Raw genomic sequence first — 15,656 nt, 5'->3', positions numbered from 1 at the left:
AGACCAGCCATGGCCGATGTCCGCCTCACAGAGATACGCAAGAGCTTCGGCGCACTGGAGATCATCAAGGGCGTCGATCTTTCGATCAAAACCGGCGAATTCGTCGTCTTCGTCGGACCGTCCGGCTGCGGAAAATCGACGCTGTTGCGGATGATCGCCGGCCTTGAGGACATAACATCGGGCGAACTGACGATTGGCGGCAACGTCATGAATGACGTCGATCCATCGAAGCGCGGGATCGCAATGGTCTTCCAGTCCTATGCGCTCTATCCGCATATGACGGTGCGCGAAAACATGGGTTTTGCCCTGCGCTTTGCCGGCATGGCGAAGGAGGAGATCGAACGCCGCGTCACGGATGCAGCAAACATTCTCGAACTCGGCCCCTTGATGGACCGCAAACCCAAGGCGCTGTCCGGCGGGCAGCGGCAGCGTGTCGCCATCGGCCGCGCTATCGTGCGCAACCCGGATGTCTTCCTGTTCGACGAACCGCTTTCCAACCTCGACGCGGAACTGCGCGTGCACATGCGCGTCGAGATCGCCAAACTGCACAAGACGCTCAAGTCCTGATCATATACGTGACCCACGACCAGGTGGAGGCGATGACGCTCGCCGACAAGATCGTGGTGCTGCGAGCCGGCGTTGTCGAACAGGTCGGTGCGCCACTGGACCTCTACGACGACCCGAACAATACCTTCGTCGCCGGCTTCATCGGCTCGCCGCGCATGAATTTCCTCAAAGCGCAGGTTTCGGCCGTCACACTCGGCTCCATCACGGTCGCCGTTGCAAACCAACCCGATGCAAAACTGACACTTCCGGCGACATCCCCTGCCGTAAAGGTCGGAGATGACGTCAGCATCGGTGTCCGGCCTGAGCATTTCAAGGCGGCAGGCGAAGGCGATGCCGATCTCGTCGTCGCGATCGATGTCGCGGAACACCTCGGCAATACCAGCTATCTCTATGTCCATGTCTCCGCGGATGAACGGATCATCATCGAATGGGCGCAGGCTCGCTCGGCAACCAATCGCGAAAAACTGACCGTCGGACTTTCTGCAGCCAGTTCCTTCCTTTTCGACAGCGCCGGCGCGCGTATCAGATAACGATCGCGTCCGTACAAATCGGGAAAACCACAATGACCAACATGAAGACCATCGGCTGGAGCATAATCGGCCCCGGAAGCATCGCCAAGACATTTGCGGCCGGCATCGCCCATTCCCGGACGGGGAAACTGGTTGCAATCGCCAGCCGAAACCCGTCAAGGCCAGGCCTTGGGGATGGCTTTCCCGGCGCCCGCATCGTCGACGGTTACGAAGCGCTGCTTGCCGACCCCGAAATCGACGCGGTCTATATCGCCACGCCCCATCCGTCGCACGCCGAATGGGCAATCAAGGCGATCCGCGCCGGCAAGCATGTACTGGTCGAAAAGCCGATCGCGCTTTCGGCCTATGAGGCCGATGCCATCTACCACGAGGCCCGCAAGGCCGGCGTTTTCGCCGGTGAAGCCTTCATGTACAGGCTGCACCCGCAAACCGAAAAAATCGTCGATCTCGTGCAGAGCGGTGCGATCGGCGCGGTGCATCTGATCAAGTCGAGCTTCGGCTTCGACATGGGAACGGTCAGGCCGGATCACCGGCTGTTTTCCAACGCGCTCGCCGGTGGCGGTATTCTCGATGTTGGTGGCTATCCCGTCTCCATGGCCAGATTGATCGCTGGGGCCGTTGAAAACAAGCCTTTCCTCGACCCGGTTAAGGTGGTCGGCGCCGGTCGTCTTGGTGAAACCGGGGTCGACGAATGGGCCTCGGCGGTGCTTCAGTTCGAGAACGGCATCGTTGCCGAGGTCTCCTGTTCGATCATGGCGCAACAGGACAATGTGTTGCGCATCATCGGATCCAAAGGTCGCATCGAGGTCGCCGACTTCTGGTTTGCCTCGGGTCATGAGGGTGGCACGGGACGGATCGAGATCATCCACAAGGATGGCAGCAGGAATACCGTCGAGGTCGTTGAAGACCGGTGGCTTTATTCCTTTGAGGTGGACGCGGCTGGCGATGCCATCCGTGCGGGCAGGCAGGAATTTGACGCCCCTGGCATGAGCTGGGCCGATTCCATTGGCAATCTGAGGGTACTCGACCGCTGGCGGTCCTCGATCAACCTCGAATACGGGATCGAGAAACCCGACCAGCGCCCCTTCAACATCCGCGGCGAAACCGTCAGGCCCGGCACCGGCGTGCCGCGCCGGCAGATCCCGGGCATAGACAAGCCGGCCTCCGTCGTGGCGCTCGGCTTTGAATTTTTCCCTAATTTCGCGGCGGCCTCGCTAACGCTCGACGCCTTTTACGAGGCGGGCGGCAACGTCTTCGACACCGCCTGGATCTACAATAACGGCATAACCGAACGAATTTTCGGCGAGTGGCTGACAAGCCGCAAGGTGCCTCGCGAAGACGTGGTGCTGATCGGCAAGGGCGCGCACTCTCCGCTCGTGTATCCGGACCGCATCGGCAAGCAGTTGTCGCAGTCGCTGGAGCGGCTGAAAACCGACTATGTCGATGCCTATTTCATGCACCGCGACAATCCCGAGATTCCCGTAGGCGAGTTTGTCGATGCCATGGATGCCGAGGTTCGGGCCGGCCGTATCCGCGGGATTTTCGGCGGATCCAACTGGAGCCGTGCCCGCCTTCAGGAGGCGATCGACTATGCCCACGCGAACGGCAAGACGGCACCGGCCGCGCTTTCGAATAATTTCTCGTTGGCAGAGATGCTTGACCCGATCTGGGCAGGCTGCGTCGCTGCTTCGGATGATGAATGGAAAATCTGGCTTTCCGAACGACAGATCCCGAACTTTGCCTGGTCGAGCCAGGGCCGCGGCTTCTTCACGGAGCGTGCAGGTCGCGAAAAAACCGAGGACGAGGAACTGGTCCGCTGCTGGTACAGCGACCGCAACTTTGAGCGCCGCGAAAGGGCAATCGAACTTGCTAACCGGCTTGGCCGAAAGCCAATCCATATTGCGCTGGCCTATGTACTTGCCCAGCCCTTCCCTGTCATCCCGCTGATCGGCCCGCGCACGGTTGCAGAACTCGAAGACAGTCTTTCGGCGCTCGACATCCGGCTGACGGCCGACGAGGTCCGGTGGATCGAGGCCTAAAAACGCAAGAGCCGCCCGGTCGGGCGGCTATGCTGGCGAAGTCGCCAATATGGATGATCCCCGCGAACGCCACCAGCCAAAGTTGGCGGCGTTCGCAGCGATTGGATTACAGCGAATCCAGGTTGATACCGATGGTCACAGCACCGATCGGCGCACCAGTTTCATCGACAATGGTGGTGCTGGCCTGGGATTGCAGGATCTGAGTCGATTCGTCCTTTTCAGCTTCATCGACGAAGATCGCGCCGGCGCCGGCGCCGAAGGATTTCTGGAACTTGTCCTCGTCGCCTTGCCAATAGTCTGACGTCACGTCGTTCTGGCCGACATTGAGACCTTTGGCATCCATGACGAAGACTTCCGTGATCGTGCCGTCCGAGGCTTCCTGCTTGGCCTTCAGAAGTGCTGAGACCGGGTTGGCGAGGACACCGTCGATCATAGCGCGATCGGAACCCTCGACTTCTGCCCGCCATTTCTGATCCAATGCGTCGATATCGGCCTGGGAGAGGGCTGCATTTTTCGCGTTCTGCGCCTTGATAGCCTCGATGATGACCGGATCGCTGATCCACGACTTCACATTGCTTTCAATGTAGTCCTTGACCGGAGCGACATAGGCTTCTTCCGCGGAGGTCAGTCCGGCGGAAAAAAGAAACGAGGCAGAGGCGACGAGAACTGCAAATTTCCTGCTTGTCATTGGTGCTTCCTTTTTGAGATTTGTTATTCTTCACGATGTGGGATCGGGGCTTTTGCCCCGATGTCTTAGAATTCTTCCCATGAGTCCTGGGCAGGAGCGAGGGCGGTTGCGCCCGCACTGCGATGCACAGGCTGGCGGGCCACGTTGACGCGCGGCTCGGGACGTGTGGCCGAAACACGAGCTTGAGGCGCATGACGTTGTTCGGCGAGACCTCCGTCGATGCGCAGATTGCCGACGGCACGCTTCAAAAGCCTGCTCTGGTTGGTCAGTTCGTGGCAGGCCGCATTGGTTTGCTCGACCATGGCGGCATTCTGTTGGGTTACCTGGTCCATCTGGCCGATCGAATTATTGACTTCCAGGAGGCCTGTCGCCTGGTCGCGCGAAGACTGGACGATCGAGGTAATGCTGTCATTGATGCGACTGATCTGATCCTCGATGACGCCAAGAGCGTCACCGGTCCGGTTGACGAGCGAGACACCGGCGGCCACTTCCGCGCTGGATGCGGAAATCAGGTTCTTGATCTCCTTTGCCGCACCGGCCGAACGTTGCGCCAGTTCGCGCACTTCCTGGGCAACGACGGCAAATCCCTTGCCTGCATCACCTGCACGCGCGGCCTCCACACCTGCATTGAGCGCCAGGAGATTGGTTTGGAACGCGATCTCATCGATCACGCCGATGATCTGCCCAATCTGGTTCGATGAGCCTTGGATCTTGTTCATGGCGCCGATAGCGTCCCTGACCACAACGGCGGAGTTGTGGGCGCCGGTCTTGGCCTCGGCGACCATGCGGCCAGCCTCTTCGGCACGCGCCGAGGACGAGCGTACCGTTGTCGTGATCTGATCGAGCGCGTTGGCGGTTTCACCGAGCGAACTGGCCTGTGTTTCGGTACGCTTGGCCAGATCGTCGGCCGCCCGGGCGAGCTCGGATGTGCCGGAATCGACCGCTGTCGTGGCTCCGCTGATTTCGCGAACGGTTTCGGATACGGCATCAATCATCTTGTGAAAATCGGTGCGCAATTTCTCGAAGTCCGGCCCGAGATCGGGAAGACGGATCGAAAAGTCGCCCTCCGCCAATTGCTCCAACGCCCTGCCAATACGGCCGACGACTTCAGCCTGGTTGCGGGCCGCTGCACCAACCTGTTCCGAGAATCGGACACGTTCTGCATCGAGTTCATCGCGCTGTATGGTGGCGATCCTCTCCTGCTCCAGCTTGGCGCTTGCCTCCTTCAACGAAGCGTCAAGCGCCCGCGCGATGACACCGATTTCGTCACGTTTCTCCAGAAATGCCACGGGACTGTCGAGATCGCCCTTTTGAAAGGCGTCGATGCGATTGGTCAGCTTTGCCAGCGGTTTGCCAACGTTGCGGCGCATCGCCAGCAGGAAGACACCTATAACGAGCGCAATGACCAATGCCTGTTTGCCGGCAAAGGCCAAAGATTTCATATTGCTTTCAGCGTAGATGAGTTCAGTCGACCAGACCGTTGCGATATAGCCGATGCGCTGGCCACTCTTGTCCTTGCCAAGCGGCAAGGCGAGCGTGACGAAGCCGTCACCGGTTTTATTCCAGACCGGCTCGTCACCGACGGACTTGATAGCCTCTGCCGCCGATGCGGTCAGGACACCTGCATCGATGCCATCCGCCGACCAGACGTCCGCAGTTTCACCCTTGCCGGTAACAGCTTCGAAATGGATCATGCCTTCGGCCGGTGACGATCGATAGAGCGAATAGGCCTCGCGAATGGCCGGCGCCTTTTTCCATTTGACGCCACCTTCGGCGATTTCACCAATCTGCCGGGTATTGCGCTGCCAGTTGACATAGGCTGTCTCAAGCGCTGCCTTCGTTTCAGATGTCCAGGAAAAATAGGATGTTACCGCGAGTCCTGTGAGATTGGCCAGAACGATTATGGTTGCAATCTTGGCAGTGAGAGAAAGACGTGTGGAGATACCAAACAGCATAAAATGTCCTCTGCCGCCGGTGATACCGGCACAAGGGTTCAGCTTCCCTACCCGGAAGAGCCCTTAGAAATTGCGAAAACATCGACACCTTGGAGGACCTGCGCTCAGGCCAGAGATCATCATGATCCTCACACACAATGGCGTGGTGCTGGCAGCAGTATTGAAAATTAGTATTTCATAACTGTTAAAATCCTCAGGATGCACACAAATTTATTAGAAAAATTGAATAAATGCCATTGTTTACGCTTCCATCTCCACAATGTTTGCAACTCAAGGGGACCAAACATGGTCAAGTCAGCACGCATTTTGAGTAAAGCCCCAGTAAATCTCCCGTGAAATCTTGGTAGTACAGGCTTAATTCCACCTTAACCAAGGGTTGTCATCCTGAAGTGATATTGAATGGGGATGATAACGATGTTCGGGCGCGACACAAAAGAAGAAATGGCAGCGATCTGCAAATCCCAGGCTGTGATCAAGTTTAAACCCGATGGGACGATCCTCGATGCAAACCAGAATTTCTGCGAAGCAATCGGTTACGCCCTTCCCGAAATCGTCGGCAAGCATCATTCGATCTTCGTTTTGCCGGACCATGCCAATAGCCAAGAGTACAAGGATTTTTGGGCAAAGCTGAGAGCGGGTCAATTTGATCGACGCCAATATAGCCGTCGCGCCAAAGGTGGTCGCGAGATCTGGATCGAAGCTTCCTACAATCCGGTCATCCGTGCAGGAAAGGTCATCAAGATCATCAAAACCGCAACCGACATCACACAAAACAAGATCAAGGCCCTGGAGGACGACGGCAAGTTGGCTGCGATTTCCCGCTCGCAGGCCGTTATTGAATTTACCCCTGATGGAGAGATTCTCCACGCCAACGAAAATTTCTGCACGACGCTGGGATATTCGCTGGAAGAAATACGTGGCCGACATCACGCAATGTTCTGCGAGCCTGCTTATACGCAGACCGAGGCCTACAAAAACTTCTGGCGCAATCTGGCGGCTGGAAAGTTTGCATCCGACGAGTTTGTCCGTTACGGCAAGGGCGGCAAAGCCGTGTGGATACAGGCCGCCTATAACCCGTTGATCGACAGCAAGGGCAATGTCTACAAGGTCGTCAAATTCGCGACCGATGTGACGCAGCGCATGACATCCGTCGATGAACTGGGCGCAGCGATTGGGGAATTGGCACAGGGCAATCTTACGGTGTCCCTTGATCGAGCTTTTTCGCCTAGCATGGAAAAAACCCGGGCCGACTTCAACGCTGCGATTACCAAAGTGAGCACGATCGTTCGGGAAATCTATTCGAGCGCCGAAGGCATTTCCACGAATGCAAAGCAGCTCCAGGAAGCATCCAATGATTTTGCCAAGCGGATGGAGCAATCTGCCGCGTCAGTCGAAGAAACGGCTGCAGCGCTGGAAGAGGTAACGCTCACCGGCCAGGCCTCCGCGAAGCGGGCCGATGATGCCGGTCACTTGGTCAGCGCCACGCGCTCCGGTGCCCAGCATTCCGGCGCTGTCGTCCAGAAAGCCATCTCAGCAATGGCCGGTATAGAGCAGTCCTCCAAAGAGATCATGGGCATTATCGGGGTGATCGACGAGATCGCATTCCAGACCAATCTCCTGGCTCTGAATGCAGGGGTCGAGGCCGCGCGTGCCGGCGAAGCAGGCCGGGGCTTTGCCGTGGTTGCCCAGGAAGTGCGAGAACTGGCCCAGCGTTCGGCGAAGGCCGCCAAGGAAATCAAGGCGCTGATCAACACCTCATCCAGCCAAGTCAATCTCGGCGTGTCATTGGTGCATGAAACCGGCGGCGCGCTCACCCAGATCGTCACTCAGGTAACCGATATCGACGGCAACGTCGCGGCCATTGTCGAAGCGGCACGCGAACAGGCTGCTGGCCTGAAGGAAATCAACACAGCCGTCAATCAGCTGGATCAAGGCACACAGCAGAATGCAGCTTTTGTCGAGGAATCGAACGCCGCCAACCACGCCCTGTCGACCGAACTCGCTGGACTTCTCACCCAACTGTCACAGTTTCAACTCTCAAACCGGCCCTCCGCGACGGCGGCGCGACCGTCTGCTGCACAACGAGCCCCAAGCCTGAACCGGGCCACACCACGCCTTCAGTCGGTCGGATCGGCAGCGCTGAAAGCGGACGAGTGGCAGGAATTTTGACGCTCCTTGTGCAATAAAGTTGCCGCCTCAAGGACGCGAATACAATCAGGGCCGCGACAATCGCGGCCCTGAAAAACATACCCGAATGTTACAAAGCGCGCCCGGCGTAGCGCGCCCGGTCTTCAACGACCTCAGTCTTCGAATATGGTTCCGCGGATTCATCGAAGCGGGTCCAACCCTGACCTTCGTATTCCGAGCGGCGGGTTGGCAGATCAACCCAGTTCGAACGCTTCAGAATAGCTTCCGCTTCAAACACGAGAGGCTCATCGACCTTGGCGGTCACGAGCGTGCCGCCGCGGCGAACGCCTTCCGCATAGACATGCGCGTCATTTTCATCAACGCCTGAGTCCGTCAGCGCGCCGATCAGCCCACCGGCTGCACCACCGACGACAGCGCCGGCAATTGCACCGGCTGCCGTTGCGGCAAGCCAGCCAGCGGCAACCACCGGACCAACGCCCGGAATTGCCATGATGCCAAGGCCGGTCAAAAGCCCACCGGCACCACCAACGGCTGCGCCGATACCGGCCCCGGCACCCGCACCTTCAGCGGCATTGTTGTCGTCGGAATGACGGCCGTCCGAATTGTTGGATACGAGGCTGATGTCGCGGTCCGGGATACCTGCCGACTTCAGCTCTTCAACAGCGGCGCTCGCATCGGAATAATGGTCAAACAGTCCTGTAACGGTCTTTGTCATGGTATTTCTCCTGATTATTTATCTTGTGGCTGAACTTACTTGGCGACGATGTTGCCCTGGTAATCGAGCGATACCATCATCGGCTTGCCGTCCTTGTTGGCTTTCGCCTGCCACACGCCCTTATCATCGAGCTTCAACTCGGAAACATCGGTGTAACCGGCCTCTACGATGCGGTCGGTAGCCTGCGCTTCGGTGAAGCTATTGGCACCTTCGACCGGTGCTGTGGCGTTCTGATCCGACGGCGTAGCGACAGCAGGCGTATCACCTTCAGGTGTTGCATTCGGCGTCGCCGTCTGTGCAAAAATCGAGGTTGCGGACATGGCGATAAGCGCCATTGTGATGAGCGTTTTCTTCATGGAATTCTCCTTACAGGATCGGTCATTGATCCTCGGCCAGTGAACCCGTCATGACTCTAAAAGTTCCGACGGCGATGCACAGCCAGGAGATAAAATCGTAGCAAAATCTGTATATTAGAACTCCGAAATCGAATGCCGACGGCAACGCAGAAGCGGCTTAAGCGCTTACTCCTCAATTCGACCGCGGCTTACCTGCCGGTGAATTGCGGCGGCCGTTTTTCGACGAAGGCGGCCATGCCTTCCTTCTGGTCGGCCGTTGCAAAGAGTCCGTGGAAAATGCGGCGTTCGAAAAGGATGCCTTCCCTGAGACCACCTTCCAGCGCCCTGTCGACCGCCTCGCGTGCCGCCATCGTCGCGAGCTTGCTATAACCGGCAATGGTCTGCGCAGCGGCAAGCGTCTCCTCCATCAGCCGGTTGGCCGCTATAACCCGTGCGACGAGGCCGCAGCGCTCGGCCTCCGTCGCATCCATCATCCTCCCGGTCAGGATCATGTCCATCGCCTTTGCCTTGCCGACGAGTTTGGTCAGCCGCTGCGAACCACCCATTCCGGGAATGACGCCAAGCTTGATTTCCGGCTGGCCGAACATGGCGGTGTCGGACGCAAAAATCATGTCGCACATCATCGCCAGCTCGCAGCCGCCGCCGAGCGCATAGCCCGAGACAGCGGCGATCTTCGGCGTTCGGAAGGATGCGAACCGGTCCCAGGCGGCAAAGAAGTCCTCGCCAAACATGTCAGTGAACGACTTGTCGGCCATCTCCTTGATATCGGCGCCGGCAGCGAAGGCCTTGTCCGAGCCTCTGAGAAGGAAACAGCCAACGCCGGGATCGCGGTCAAGCGGCGCAAGCTCGGTCGCCAGCGCGTTCATGATCTCGGAATTGAGCGCATTGCGGGCGGCCGGGCGGTTCAGCGTGACGATGACGACCCGGTCATGCTGTTCGACGATGATTGGTTTTTCCATAGGCGTGATCCTCTCGCGGGCGGGTCGGGATGTGTCAGGCAGTTCCGCCGGACTGTTTCCGCAGCATCTCTATGATGCCGGAAAAGTCCCTGTCGGCGTTTCCAAGTTCGTTGAACAGCGCATAGAGCTCGGCTGCCTTAGCACCAAGCGGCGTTGCGGCACCGGCAGACTGCGCCGCTTCCTGCGAAAGCTTCAGGTCCTTGAGCATCAATGCGCCGGCAAAACCAGGCCTGTAGTCATTGTTGGCAGGGGATGTCGGGACAGGTCCCGGCACCGGGCAGTAAGTGGTCAGCGACCAGCACTGGCCGGACGAGACCGAGGCGACATCGAACAGCGCCTGATGTGACAGACCGAGTTTTTCGCCGAGTACGAAGGCCTCGCCGACAGCAATCATACTGATGCCGAGGATCATGTTGTTGCAGATCTTGGCCGCCTGCCCTGCCGCTGGTCCGCCGCAATGGATGATGCGTTTGCCCATCGCCTCGAAGATCGGCTGGGATTTCGAGAATACATCCTGCTTGCCACCAATCATGAAGGTCAGCGTGCCGGCGGCGGCACCACCCGTTCCGCCGGACACCGGCGCATCGAGCGACACGCAGCCCTTTTCGGCAGCCATCTCATGCGCCTTGCGGGCGCTGTCGATATCGATGGTCGAGCAGTCTATCAGCAAGGTGCCGGTGGGGACCGTCGCGACCAGCTCCTGCCAGACTGCCAGGACGTGTTTACCGGCTGGAAGCATGGTGATGACCGTGTCGACGCCGGCGACCGCTTCGGCAAGCGACGCGCAGGCCGTCACACCCTTGCTGTTCGCTTCTTCGAGCAAGGACAGTGACAGGTCGAAGCCTTTAACCACATAACCTGCCTTGACGAGATTGGCGGCCATTGGGCCGCCCATGTGACCAAGACCGATAAATCCGATCGTCATGTTGCTGATCCTTCCTTGGTCTTGCCCGCAAAGAGCGGATGGGCAGAGGGTTGGAAATAGGCCTTCACATCCGCTGCGGTGACATCTTCGAGCCGCGCCGGCTGCCATTGCGGATTGCGATCCTTGTCGATCACGACTGCCCGCACGCCCTCGTAGAAATCGTGGCTGCGCAGGACCGCGTGGGTGGCCGCAAATTCCCGTTCGAGGCAGTCTTCAAGCCTCTTGGTTTCGCGGCCAAGCCGCAGCAGCCGGAGCGTCACGTTGAGACTGAGCGGCGATTTGGTCGAAAGAACGGAGAGAAGCTTTTTGGCGAAATCGCTTTTGTCGCGACGCAAAGCTTCGAGGATGCCTTCGATCGTGTCGAGGGCAAAGAGGCGATCGATAGCCGTCTGATGCGCTTCCAGAACGCCGGCTGGCGGCTTTTCCGAAAAGCCTGCCATCGTGGTTGATATTGCCTCGCGCGAATGCCCCGCCGGCAGCGATGCCAAAGCATCGCTTATTTCTGAAAGCCGTTCGGACCGGACAAAAACATCGGCAAGACCTAAGAGGATGGCGTCTGCGGCGCCGAGTGGTTCGCCCGTCAGCGCGATATAGGTGCCAAGCTCATTGCCCTGTCGTGTCAGGAACCAGGATGCGCCGACATCCGGGAAAAAGCCGATTCCGGTTTCCGGCATGGCAAAACGGGTACGCTCGGTGACGATACGGTGGCTGCCATAGACGGAAATACCGACACCGCCGCCCATGACGATGCCATCCATGACGACGACATAGGGTTTCGAGTAACGACCGATGCGGGCGTTGAGTGTATACTCCTCGCGCCAGAACGTGGTCGGCACATCCGATCCGGCTTTTCCGCCGTCATAGATGGCGCGGATATCACCGCCGGCGCACAGGCCGCGCTCGCCTTCACCCGTGACAAGCACGGCCGCGATGGCCCGATCCTGTTCGAAATCGTCGAGTGCTGCCTCGATGTCGCGCACCATCTGCAGCGTCAGGCTGTTGAGCGCCTTCGGTCGGTTGAGCCGGATACGACCGAGCACGCCCTGCCTCTCGACCAGCGTTTCGGCTTCTGGGGCATCGGTTTCAGATATGAAGGGCATGGCCAAGGGCTTTCATGGCGGCTTCCTGGAAGCCTTCGCTGCGGGTGGGGTGCGCGTGAATGGTAGCGGCGATGTCTTCCAGACGGGCGCCCATTTCAATCGCCAAAGCAAAGGCGCTCGACAGTTCGGAAACACCGGTGCCAACTGCCTGGATGCCGACGACGAGGTTATTGTCCGCGCGGGCAACAATCCGCACGAACCCTTCCTCCGAGAGCATGGTCATGGCGCGACCGTTGGCGTTGAACGGAAACTGCCCAACTCGAATTTCGTACCCCTGCGCCCGCGCCTCCTCCGGCGATAGGCCTGCGGTGACGATTTCCGGGTCGGTGAAGCAGACGGCTGGAATGCAGCGCTTGTCCCATGTCCGCTTCTTCCCCGCGACGATCTCGGCAGCCATTTCACCCTGGGCCATGGCGCGATGGGCCAGCATCGGCTCGCCGGTGATATCGCCGATGGCATGGATGCCGCGCATCGATGTCCGGCACCGGTCGTCGATGCGCAGGAACCTGCCGGCGCGATCGAGGTCGAGCTCGTCCAGCCCCCATCCCTCCGTGCGCGGCCTGCGGCCGACGGTTACGAGGATCTTGTCGGCTGGAAGCCGCTGCTCCTCGCCTTTGGCGTTTTCGATCAGGAGCGCCAGCCCTTCCTCCGAAAGGCCCTTGGCCTTGGCGCCGGTCAGGACGCGGATGCCCAAATCGGCGAGCCGCTTGGCCACCGGCTTCACCAGTTCGGCATCATATTGTGGCAGGATCTGCGGGGTCGCTTCGACCACCGTGACCTCGGAGCCCATCTTGGCGAAGGCGGTTCCGAGTTCAAGACCGATATAGCCGCCGCCGACAACGACCAGATTCTTCGGCACCGTCTTCAGCGACAGGGCCTCCGTCGAGGATATGACAGGTCCGCCGAAAGGCAGGAACGGCAGTTCCACCGGCTCGGAGCCGGTGGCGATGACAACCGTTTCGGCACGGATAACCTGCATTCCGGTCTCTGTCTCGACCTCGACGGTCTTGCCATCACGGAATTTTGCGCGGCCATGGACGATCTTGACCTTGGCCTTGCGCAACAGACCAAGCACGCCGCTATTCAGCCGGCCGACGATACCGTCCTTCCAGGCGATGGTCTTGGCGAGGTCCAGTTTCGGCGCTTCGACGGAGATGCCGAGCGGGCTTTTGGTACCCGCCATATGGCAGACTTTCTCGAACTCCTCGGCCGCATGGATCAGCGCCTTGGAAGGGATGCAGCCGATGTTGAGGCAGGTACCGCCGGCCTTGACGGCTTCGACGATGACTGTGTCCACGCCCAATTGGCCCGCCCGGATGGCGCAGATATAGCCGCCGGGTCCGGCGCCGATGACGAGAAGTTTGCAGACGATCTCTTTCATGGGCTCAGCTTTCAATGAAAATCAGCGCGGGGGTTTCGAGCAGGGCCTTGATCCGCTGGACGAAGGTCGCCGCATCCCAGCCGTCCACGACCCGGTGATCGAAACTGGATGACAGGTTCATCATCTTGCGCGGGATGAACTGGCTGCCGTCCCAGACCGGCCGCGTCATGATCTTGTTGACGCCGACGATCGCCACTTCCGGATGGTTGATGATCGGCGTGGTCGCGATACCGCCCATCGCGCCAAGCGAGGTGATGGTGATGGTTGAGCCGGACAGTTCTTCGCGCAGCGCCGAGCCGGTGCGGGCGGCCTCGGCCAGCCGTACGACTTCCGCCGCGCAATCCCAGATGCCGCGCGCTTCCGCATGGCGCACGACCGGGACGGTCAGGCCCGCCGGTGTCTGGGTTGCGATGCCGATATGCACGGCTGCGTGGCGGCTGATGATGCCGGCGTCGTCATCGAAGGTGGCATTGACAACGGGCTGCTCGTCAATGGTCCTGACCATCGCCCGCATCAGGAAGGGCAGGATCGTCAGCTTTGTCTGGTCCGGTTTGCGGCCGGCATTCATCGTCGCGCGCAGGTCTTCCAGATCGGTGACGTCGATTTCCTCGACATAGGTGATATGGGGAATGCGCGATGTCGCCAGCACCATCTTCTCGGAAATGCGGCGGCGCAGGCCGGTGACCTTGATCTCCTCGACGGCGGTTCTGCGGGCAAGGCCGGTGGACGCCGGTTGCGGCTGCGCGCCACGGGCAAGAAACTGGTCGAGATCATCATGGGTGATGCGCCCGGCCGGGCCGGTGCCGCTCACCTGCCGCAGGTCGATGCCGCCATCCTGCGCCCGCAGGCGGACAGCGGGCGAAGCGAGTGGCTTGTCCGCAATGGTCTGGACCGGGGCCTTGGCAACTGGCGTGGACTGGATGGGTTTCTTGATCTCGACCGGCGGTGGACTTGCCACCTTTTCGACGGGTTGCTCGGCAGTTTCGACCGTCACGGTTTCCGCCATTGGGACCGCGTCCGCCTCGCCGCCCTCGCCCGCGACCTGAATGCGCACCAGCGGCGCCTTGACGGCCACAGTGTCACCGATCTCGGCGCCCAGCCAGAGAACTGTGCCGGTGACCGGAGACGGGATTTCGACCGTCGCCTTGTCGGTCATGACGGCGGCAAGCACCATGTCCTCGCGGACGGGATCGCCGACCTTGCAATGCCATTCGACGAGTTCGGCCTCCGCCACGCCTTCGCCGACATCAGGCATCTTGATGATGAATTCACCCATGGTCATGCCTCCATCACTTCGGCAAGCGCGCGGCCGACGCGGCCGGGTCCGGGGAAATAATCCCATTCCTGCGCATGCGGATAGGGCGTGTCCCAGCCCGTGACGCGAACGACCGGCGCTTCCAGATGATAGAAGCAGTGTTCCTGCACCAGCGCTGTCAGTTCGGCGCCGTAGCCCGAGGTCAGCGTCGCCTCATGTATGACGACGCAGCGGCCGGTCTTCGTCACAGACTGCACGATCGTGTCGAGATCGAGCGGCAGCAGGCTGCGCAGGTCGATCACTTCGGCGTCGATGCCCATTTCTTCCGCGGCCGCCAGCGCAACATGCACCATCGTGCCATAGGCGACAACGGTGACCGCAGAGCCCTGCCGGCGGATTTCGGCCTTGCCGATCGGGATGCTGTAATGGCCTTCCGGTACCTCGCCCAGCTCATGCTTTGACCATGGCGTCACCGGCCTGTCGTGATGGCCGTCGAAGGGGCCGTTGTAGAGCCGCTTCGGCTCCAGGAACATCACCGGGTCCGGGTCCTCGATCGAGGCAATCAGCAGGCCCTTGGCATCATAGGGATTGGAGGGCACGACGACTTTCAGGCCGCAGACATGGGTGAACAGCGCTTCCGGGCTCTGGCTATGTGTCTGTCCGCCGAAAATGCCGCCGCCAGTTGGCATACGCAGCACGATCGGGCAGGTAAAATCACCGTTCGAGCGATAGCGGATACGTGCTGCTTCCTGGGTGATCTGGTCATAGGCCGGGTACATGTAGTCGGCGAACTGGATCTCGACGCAGGGCTTCAGGCCATAGGCGGCCATGCCGATCGCCGTGCCGACAATACCGCTCTCGCTGATCGGCGCATCGAAGCAGCGGGTCTTGCCGTATTTCGCCTGAAGTCCCTGGGTGCAGCGGAAGACGCCGCCGAAATAGCCGACGTCCTCGCCGAACACCACGACGTCGTCGTCGCGTTCCATCGAGACGTCCATCGCGCTACGCACGGCCTCGATCATCGTCATTCTGGCCATG

General features: G+C 59.9%; 12 protein-coding genes and 1 pseudogene. 3 read left to right on the top strand and 10 right to left on the bottom strand.

Features of this window, described 5'->3' with window-relative positions:
* Nucleotides 1–9: 9 nt before the first annotated feature.
* Both ugpC and P6U16_RS14690 read left to right on the top strand, forming a co-directional pair.
* Nucleotides 10–1,097, top strand: a pseudogene (gene ugpC, locus P6U16_RS14695) (sn-glycerol-3-phosphate ABC transporter ATP-binding protein UgpC).
* Between the two features lie 32 nt (nt 1,098–1,129).
* On the top strand, nt 1,130–3,136 hold the full coding sequence (locus P6U16_RS14690; RefSeq protein WP_277701178.1) for an aldo/keto reductase: 2,007 nt from the start codon (nt 1,130–1,132) through the stop codon (nt 3,134–3,136).
* 106 nt (nt 3,137–3,242) lie between these two features.
* Here the strand turns inward: P6U16_RS14690 and P6U16_RS14685 are convergent, their stop codons facing one another.
* Together P6U16_RS14685 and P6U16_RS14680 are read right to left on the bottom strand one after the other, a co-directional pair.
* Nucleotides 3,243–3,824 (bottom strand): hypothetical protein, encoded by a 582-nt coding sequence (locus tag P6U16_RS14685; RefSeq protein ID WP_277701177.1) that lies wholly within the window; start codon nt 3,822–3,824, stop codon nt 3,243–3,245.
* A 65-nt stretch (nt 3,825–3,889) separates the two neighbouring features.
* Entirely contained in the window at nt 3,890–5,779 is a 1,890-nt protein-coding gene (locus P6U16_RS14680) for a methyl-accepting chemotaxis protein (RefSeq protein WP_277701176.1), read from the bottom strand.
* A gap of 414 nt (nt 5,780–6,193) precedes the next feature.
* Here P6U16_RS14680 and P6U16_RS14675 point away from each other — a divergent pair, with 414 nt between their 5' ends.
* Nucleotides 6,194–7,948: a PAS domain-containing methyl-accepting chemotaxis protein gene (locus P6U16_RS14675; RefSeq protein WP_277701175.1), complete on the top strand. Its 1,755-nt coding sequence runs from the start codon at nt 6,194–6,196 to the stop codon at nt 7,946–7,948.
* 88 nt (nt 7,949–8,036) lie between these two features.
* Here the strand turns inward: P6U16_RS14675 and P6U16_RS14670 are convergent, their stop codons facing one another.
* From P6U16_RS14670 to P6U16_RS14635, 8 genes are all read right to left on the bottom strand, one after another.
* Nucleotides 8,037–8,642 (bottom strand): general stress protein, encoded by a 606-nt coding sequence (locus P6U16_RS14670; RefSeq protein ID WP_277701174.1) that lies wholly within the window; start codon nt 8,640–8,642, stop codon nt 8,037–8,039.
* 35 nt (nt 8,643–8,677) lie between these two features.
* Entirely contained in the window at nt 8,678–8,998 is a 321-nt protein-coding gene (locus tag P6U16_RS14665) for a PepSY domain-containing protein (protein ID WP_277701173.1), read from the bottom strand.
* 188 nt (nt 8,999–9,186) lie between these two features.
* Nucleotides 9,187–9,957, bottom strand: coding sequence for an enoyl-CoA hydratase (locus P6U16_RS14660; protein ID WP_277701172.1), 771 nt, complete (start codon nt 9,955–9,957; stop codon nt 9,187–9,189).
* A gap of 34 nt (nt 9,958–9,991) precedes the next feature.
* Complete coding sequence (gene mmsB, locus P6U16_RS14655) at nt 9,992–10,882, bottom strand: 3-hydroxyisobutyrate dehydrogenase (RefSeq protein ID WP_277701171.1); 891 nt, start codon at nt 10,880–10,882, stop codon at nt 9,992–9,994.
* Nucleotides 10,879–11,982: an enoyl-CoA hydratase/isomerase family protein gene (locus tag P6U16_RS14650; protein WP_277701170.1), complete on the bottom strand. Its 1,104-nt coding sequence runs from the start codon at nt 11,980–11,982 to the stop codon at nt 10,879–10,881. Before P6U16_RS14650 ends, mmsB begins: the two co-directional genes overlap by 4 nt.
* Entirely contained in the window at nt 11,966–13,363 is a 1,398-nt protein-coding gene (gene lpdA / locus P6U16_RS14645; protein ID WP_277701169.1) for a dihydrolipoyl dehydrogenase, read from the bottom strand. The genes P6U16_RS14650 and lpdA overlap by 17 nt, the downstream gene beginning before the upstream one ends.
* A 4-nt stretch (nt 13,364–13,367) precedes the next feature.
* The gene (locus P6U16_RS14640; protein ID WP_277701168.1) at nt 13,368–14,639 is read right to left on the bottom strand and encodes a dihydrolipoamide acetyltransferase family protein; all 1,272 of its coding nucleotides are present in this window, start codon (nt 14,637–14,639) and stop codon (nt 13,368–13,370) included.
* A gap of 2 nt (nt 14,640–14,641) precedes the next feature.
* A complete protein-coding gene (locus P6U16_RS14635) occupies nt 14,642–15,655 on the bottom strand; it encodes an alpha-ketoacid dehydrogenase subunit beta (protein ID WP_277701167.1) in 1,014 nt (337 codons plus the stop codon).
* Nucleotide 15,656 lies beyond the last annotated feature (1 nt).

This window comes from Rhizobium sp. 32-5/1, from assembly GCF_029537235.1.
Taxonomy (GTDB): domain Bacteria; phylum Pseudomonadota; class Alphaproteobacteria; order Rhizobiales; family Rhizobiaceae; genus Pararhizobium.
This window is presented reverse-complemented; position numbering and strand designations above follow the sequence as displayed.

Coding starts and splice junctions, on each gene's coding strand:
- P6U16_RS14690 (WP_277701178.1), top strand. CDS start 1,130: ATGACCAACATGAAGACCATCGGCTGGAGCATAATCGGCCCCGGAAGC.
- P6U16_RS14685 (WP_277701177.1), bottom strand. CDS start 3,824: ATGACAAGCAGGAAATTTGCAGTTCTCGTCGCCTCTGCCTCGTTTCTT.
- P6U16_RS14680 (WP_277701176.1), bottom strand. CDS start 5,779: ATGCTGTTTGGTATCTCCACACGTCTTTCTCTCACTGCCAAGATTGCA.
- P6U16_RS14675 (WP_277701175.1), top strand. CDS start 6,194: ATGTTCGGGCGCGACACAAAAGAAGAAATGGCAGCGATCTGCAAATCC.
- P6U16_RS14670 (WP_277701174.1), bottom strand. CDS start 8,642: ATGACAAAGACCGTTACAGGACTGTTTGACCATTATTCCGATGCGAGC.
- P6U16_RS14665 (WP_277701173.1), bottom strand. CDS start 8,998: ATGAAGAAAACGCTCATCACAATGGCGCTTATCGCCATGTCCGCAACC.
- P6U16_RS14660 (WP_277701172.1), bottom strand. CDS start 9,957: ATGGAAAAACCAATCATCGTCGAACAGCATGACCGGGTCGTCATCGTC.
- mmsB (WP_277701171.1), bottom strand. CDS start 10,882: ATGACGATCGGATTTATCGGTCTTGGTCACATGGGCGGCCCAATGGCC.
- P6U16_RS14650 (WP_277701170.1), bottom strand. CDS start 11,982: ATGCCCTTCATATCTGAAACCGATGCCCCAGAAGCCGAAACGCTGGTC.
- lpdA (WP_277701169.1), bottom strand. CDS start 13,363: ATGAAAGAGATCGTCTGCAAACTTCTCGTCATCGGCGCCGGACCCGGC.
- P6U16_RS14640 (WP_277701168.1), bottom strand. CDS start 14,639: ATGGGTGAATTCATCATCAAGATGCCTGATGTCGGCGAAGGCGTGGCG.
- P6U16_RS14635 (WP_277701167.1), bottom strand. CDS start 15,655: ATGGCCAGAATGACGATGATCGAGGCCGTGCGTAGCGCGATGGACGTC.